We start from the raw sequence: 4,756 nt of genomic DNA on the forward strand, positions 1-4,756 counted from the left end.
GGGCGGGTCAGTGTCCGGGTACATACCCACGCTGCTTGTCGACCACGTTCACCAGAGGCTTGCCGGCGGCCCAGAGCTCGTACAACTCCACGAACTGGGCGCCGAGTTCGTCCCGCCACCCCAGGGTGTCCCCGCTCATGTGCGGGGACACGACCAGTCCCGGCACGTCCCACAGCGGGCTGTCCGCGGTGAGCGGCTCGGAGTCGAAGACGTCCAGGGCGGCGCCCGCGATCCGGCGCTGTTCCAGCGCCTCGGCGAGCGCGTCCTCGACGACCAGCGGTCCGCGGCCGATGTTGACGAAGTGGGCGGACGGCTGCATCAGCCCGAACCGGCGGGCGTCGAACATGCCCCGGGTCCGCTCGGTGAGCGGCGCGGCGGCGACCACCCAGTCGGCGCGGGCGATCAGCCGGTCCAGGTCCTCGGGTCCGTGCACGGCCGCGGCGCCGTCCGACCCCGCGCGCGCGGTCCGGCCGACCAGCGCGGTGGTGACGCCGAGCGCCTCGAGCGTGCCGGCGACCGCCCGCCCGATCGGCCCCGACCCGACGACGCAGGCACGGGTCCCGGCGACCCTGCGCGACTCGCGGTGGAGCCAGGTCCGCTCCCGCTGGAGCGCCAGCGTCCGCGGCAGGTCCTTCGCCATGGCCAGCACGAGCGCGGCGACGTACTCGGCGATCGGCCGGTCGAAGACGCCGCGCGCGTTGGTGACCACCGTGTCGGAGACGGCGAGTTCCGGACACATCAGATGGTCCACGCCCGCACTCGCCGTGTGCACCCAGCTCGGCCTGGAGCCCCCGCCCGGCCAGGCGGCGCGCACCGCGTGCGAGGTGAAGTCCCAGACCAGCAGCACGTCGGCGGACGGAAGCCGCTCGGCGAGCGTCGAGGCGTCCGCGTGCTCGACGCGGACCCTGCCGGTCAGCCGGCCCAGCCGGGGCGGCGGGTCGGCGTCCAGGACGAGGAGCGTGGGGAGGGTCATGGAAGGGGTCCCGGGGGTGGTCGAAGGGCCGGTCGCGGGCCTGTTGAGGAGCCGGCCGGCGAGCCGGTCGAGGGGGTCGTCCGGGGAGATGGCGGGGCCGCCTTTCCCCCGGGCGACCGGAAGTCTGAGATGTACGGATTGACCACGCTGGCACCCCGAACCTACCGTCGTCAACACGGGCGTTTCCACGAACCGTTGCGTGCTCGTCTCTCACCGTGAGGCCGGTGCTGACATGGACGTCTCCTTTCTCGGCGGACCGGGCCCGCAGCGCGGGGTCGGTGTGGTCGCCCCCTTCGACTTCGCGCTGGACCGCGAGCTGTGGCGGTGGACGCCCGACGACGTGTCCCTGCACGTCACCCGAACGCCGTACGTGCCGGTCGAGGTGAGCCTGGACCTCGCCCGCGTGATCAGCGAGCACGAGACCCTCCGGGACGCCGTGAGCACCCTCACCGAGGTCACCCCCGAGGTCGTCGCGTACGCCTGTACGTCGGGCAGCTTCGTCGGCGGGGTCATGGGTGAGCACGCCATGTGCGAGGCGATGAGCAGGGCCGGTTCGGTCCCCGCGGTCACCACCTCGGGCGCGCTGCTGGAGGCGTTGGTGGAGCTGGACGTACGGCGGCTGGCGCTGGTGACGCCCTACACCGTGTCGGTGACCCGGGCGCTGGAGGAGTACGTGGCGCAGGCCGGGGTCACGGTCACCGGCTGCGCGTACATGAGCCTGACCCGGCAGATCTGGAAGGTCACCTACCGCGAGGTGGTCGACATGGCCCGGCGGGCGGCGGCGCGCGGCCGGCTCGGCGCGGCGGACGCGCTGTTCCTGTCCTGCACCAACCTGCCGACCTACGACGTGATCCCCCAGCTGGAGGCGGAACTGCGCATACCGGTGATCTCGGCCAACCAGGTGACCATGTGGGCGGCGTTGCGCCGACTGGGTACCCGGGCGGTGGGACCGTATCAGGCGCTGATCGACACGTCGGCGCGCAGCGGCACCGGTACCGGCACCGGTACCGGTATCGGTACCGGTATCGGTACCGGTATCGGTACCGGTATCGGTACCGGCACCGGGAGCGCACTGCCGGCCGCCGGGCCGGTGGTGCCGACCGGCTCCGTACTGCCGGAAGGGCAGGAGCCACCGGACGTGCGGGGCGTGCACGGCGTGTCGGACGCGCAGGGTGTGCCGGGCGCGCAGGGCGTGTCCGGCGTGCCGGACGAGAAGCAGCAGGAAGGCTGGACATGACCGCACTGGGATTCCTCTACCCCGGACACTCCGCCGAGGACGACTATCCGCGCATCGAGCAACTGCTGGGCAGCGACGTACGGGTGGACCTGGTGCACACCGAGATCGGTGAGGACGCGCACCGGGCCGACGCCCTGCTCGAGATGGGCGCGGCCGACCGGCTCGCGGCCGGCCTCCAGGAACTGCGGCTCACCGGCGCCGACGCCGTGGTGTGGGCCTGCACCAGCGGCAGCTTCGTCCGCGGCTGGGAGGGCGCCCAGGAGCAGGTGCGCGCCCTCGCCCGTACGGCGGGCATGCCCGCCTCCTCCACCTCCTTCGCCTTCGTGCACGCGGCGCGGGAGATCGGGGCCCGGCGGGTCGCCGTCGGCGCGACCTACCCGGACGACGTGGCCGCGCTCTTCGTGGAGTTCCTGGCGGCCGGCGGGGTGGAGGTGACCGGAGTGACCAGTGCCGGGATCGTCACGGCGGCGGAGGTCGGCACCTGGGGCGAGGCCGAGCTGTTCGCCCTCGCCCGCGCGGCCGACCGTCCGGATGCCCAGGCCCTCCTCCTCCCCGACACGGCCCTGCACACGGTCGCCCATCTCCCGGCGCTCGAGAAGGAGCTCGGCAAACCGGTCCTCACCGCCAACCAGGTCACCGTCTGGGAGGGGCTGCGCCTGGCCGACCGCCGGGTGAACGCGCCGAGCCTGGGTGCCCTGTTCACGCGGGAACCGATCGTGCAGGTGTAGCGGCCCGCGGAGCCGCGCGGAGGTCCTCGGGCGTCCTGCCAGGGAATAAGCGGGTGCGGCCTCCTGTTTCCGACGACGGCGAACGTCACCCGAAACAGGAGGCACCCCACCGTGGCCGCAGACGACACCGCAGGCGCCGAGGACCGAGGAGCCGACGAGATCCGGGGCGTGACGCACGGCTCGGCGCCCGTTCCGCTGTCCGTGCTGGACCTGGTCACGGTCGGTGCCGGTCAGACCGCCTCCGACGCGCTGCGCACCAGTGTCGACCTCGCCCGGCTCGCCGAGGCGCGCGGTTTCCACCGCCACTGGGTCGCCGAGCACCACTCCATGCCGGGTGTGGCGTCCTCGTCCCCGGCCGTGATCCTGGCCCACCTCGCCGCGTACACCGAGCGCATCCGGCTCGGTTCGGGCGGGGTGATGCTGCCCAACCACGCCCCGCTCGTCATCGCCGAGCAGTTCGGCACGCTGGAGGCCATGGCCCCCGGCCGGATCGACCTCGGCCTCGGCCGCGCCCCCGGCACCGACGGCGCCACCGCCGCCGCGCTGCGCCGCACCGAACGGCTGAACGAGGGCGCCGACGACTTCCCCCAGCAGCTCGCCGAGCTGATCCGCTTCCTGGACGACGACTTCCCCGAAGGTCACCATTACCGCCGGATCCACGCCGTCCCCGGCCCGGTCCAGGCGACCTCGCCGGGCGGGGTGCAGTCGCCGCACCGGCCGCCGGTCTGGCTGCTCGGTTCCTCCGGGTTCAGCGCCCGGCTGGCCGGCATGCTCGGTCTGCCCTTCGCCTTCGCCCACCACTTCTCGGCGCAGAACACGATCCCCGCGCTGGACCTCTACCGCGAGTCGTTCAGCCCGAGCGACATCCTCGACGAGCCCTACGCCCTGATCGGCGTCTCCGCGCTCGCGAGCGAGGACGGCGCGGAGGCCCGGCGCCAGGTCCTGGCCGCCGCGCTCAACATGGTCCGGCTGCGCACCGGCCGCCCCGGCCTGGTTCCCACGCCCGAGGAGGCCGAGGCGCACCCGTTCTCGCCGGTGGAGCGGGACTTCGTCGACTCGTGGAACGCCAACGTCGTGCACGGCACCCCGGACGAGGTCCGCGCCGGTCTGGACGACCTGCAGAAGCGCACCGGCGCCGACGAGCTGATGATCACGGCCAACGCGCACAGCGGTGACATACGCCTGCGGTCCTACGAACTCATCGCGGACGCCTACGGGTTGCCGACGACGTCCGCCTGAACCCCGGGGGTGCCCAGCAGTTCGGAGATGCGGTCCGGCGGCACCGGACGGGAGTACAACCAGCCCTGACCGGTGTCGCACCCGATCCGGCGCAGCCGGGTGGCCTGCGCCGAGGTCTCCACGCACTCCGCGGTGACCGTCAGCCCCAGCCGGTGGGCGAGCTGCACCATCGCCTCGACGATGGCCTCGTCCGCCGGGCTGGGCGCCGCGGCCCGGTCCTCGTACTGGAAGCCGCGGACGAAGGCGCCGTCCAGTTTCAGCACCGACACCGGGAGCCGGCTGAGGTAGGCCAGGTTCGAGTAGCCGGTGCCGAAGTCGTCGATGGCGATGCGCACGCCCATGTCGCTGAGCGCGGTCAGCGCCTGGAGCGGCCGGCCGGAGGAGCCCATCACCGCTGACTCGGTCAGCTCCAGCTGGAGCAGCTCCGGCGCCAGGCCCGTCTCCTTCAGGGTCTCGGCGACGTCCGCCACCAGGTCGGAGTCCCAGACCTGGCGGACCGCCACGTTCACGCTGACGAAGATCGGCGGCTCCCCGGGGTGCTCGACCTGCCAGCTGCGGGCCTGCCGGCAGGCGGTGCGC

The 4,756-nt window shown here is 73.3% G+C and carries 5 protein-coding genes; 3 read left to right on the forward strand and 2 right to left on the reverse strand.

The window, feature by feature from the left end:
* Positions 1-7: 7 nt before the first annotated feature.
* Positions 8-973, reverse strand: a complete 966-nt coding sequence (locus AOK11_RS34605; protein WP_055597619.1) for a D-2-hydroxyacid dehydrogenase — start codon at positions 971-973, stop codon at positions 8-10.
* A gap of 232 nt (positions 974-1,205) precedes the next feature.
* Here AOK11_RS34605 and AOK11_RS34610 point away from each other — a divergent pair, with 232 nt between their 5' ends.
* The 3 genes from AOK11_RS34610 (at position 1,206) to AOK11_RS34620 (ending at position 4,177) form a co-directional block, all read left to right on the forward strand.
* A complete protein-coding gene (locus AOK11_RS34610; protein WP_055597620.1) occupies positions 1,206-2,210 on the forward strand; it encodes a maleate cis-trans isomerase family protein in 1,005 nt (334 codons plus the stop codon).
* Positions 2,207-2,938 carry a maleate cis-trans isomerase family protein gene (locus AOK11_RS34615; protein ID WP_055597621.1) on the forward strand — a complete coding sequence of 244 codons (732 nt, stop codon included), beginning with the start codon at positions 2,207-2,209 and terminating at the stop codon, positions 2,936-2,938. The genes AOK11_RS34610 and AOK11_RS34615 overlap by 4 nt, the downstream gene beginning before the upstream one ends.
* A 111-nt stretch (positions 2,939-3,049) precedes the next feature.
* The gene (locus AOK11_RS34620; protein WP_055597622.1) at positions 3,050-4,177 is read left to right on the forward strand and encodes an LLM class flavin-dependent oxidoreductase; all 1,128 of its coding nucleotides are present in this window, start codon (positions 3,050-3,052) and stop codon (positions 4,175-4,177) included.
* On the opposite strand, the gene AOK11_RS34625 is transcribed toward AOK11_RS34620, so the two are convergent.
* The coding region (locus AOK11_RS34625) for an EAL domain-containing protein (protein ID WP_157869513.1) at positions 4,150-4,756 on the reverse strand (607 nt) is incomplete at its 5' end. The genes AOK11_RS34620 and AOK11_RS34625 overlap by 28 nt on opposite strands.

It is taken from the genome of Streptomyces hirsutus (assembly GCF_001418415.1).
GTDB classification, from domain to species: domain Bacteria; phylum Actinomycetota; class Actinomycetes; order Streptomycetales; family Streptomycetaceae; genus Streptomyces; species Streptomyces hirsutus.

What these genes read in the sequence shown, in the direction of transcription:
- AOK11_RS34605 (WP_055597619.1), bottom strand. Translation starts at nt 973, where the DNA reads ATGACCCTCCCCACGCTCCTCGTCCTGGACGCCGACCCGCCGCCCCGG.
- AOK11_RS34610 (WP_055597620.1), top strand. Translation starts at nt 1,206, where the DNA reads ATGGACGTCTCCTTTCTCGGCGGACCGGGCCCGCAGCGCGGGGTCGGT.
- AOK11_RS34615 (WP_055597621.1), top strand. Translation starts at nt 2,207, where the DNA reads ATGACCGCACTGGGATTCCTCTACCCCGGACACTCCGCCGAGGACGAC.